The sequence below is a fragment of the Halobellus sp. Atlit-38R genome (genome assembly GCF_003665925.1).
In the GTDB taxonomy this organism is placed as follows: Archaea; Halobacteriota; Halobacteria; order Halobacteriales; family Haloferacaceae; genus Haloquadratum; species Haloquadratum inordinatus.
In genome coordinates, this window is record NZ_QXIJ01000300.1 from 1 (window position 1) to 469 (window position 469).

A 469-nucleotide genomic window follows, 5' to 3' on the forward strand; every position below is an offset into this window, starting at 1 on the left:
CCAGTTGGGCGAAAGTATACAAGAATATGTATTGAACGTGTGCTTAGAAGGCCAAAAATGAGCTCGAACGCGAAACTATTATCTGAGGACACTCTGTTCGTGGTGAGTATAGATGTCAGCCGACAAAAGCGGGGAAATCGACCTCGAGTACGAACTCGACGACCGGCCACCGTGGCTGGAGTCGATTCTATTGGGGATACAGCACGTTGCGGTGATGATTGTACCGGCGACTGCGGTCGCATTCATCGTCGCGGGTGAAGTCGGACTCGACGCGGCCAATACCGCGTACATCGTTCAGATGGTGCTCCTATTTTCCGGGCTGGCGACCGTAGTGCAAGCCTACACCGTCGGTCCGGTCGGGTCGCGACTCCCCATCGTGATGGGGACGAGTTTCACGTTCGTCGGCGCGGCGGCGACAGTCGGAATCGACTACGGCTTGAGTGCGGTTTTCGGCGCGATACTCGTCACC

1 protein-coding gene is annotated in these 469 nt (G+C 56.5%); it reads left to right on the forward strand.

What is annotated here, in order from left to right:
- Window positions 1-112 precede the first annotated feature (112 nt).
- Window positions 113-469, forward strand: a 357-nt coding sequence (locus D3D02_RS19490; RefSeq protein ID WP_304999809.1) for a solute carrier family 23 protein, incomplete at its 3' end; no start/stop codon positions are given.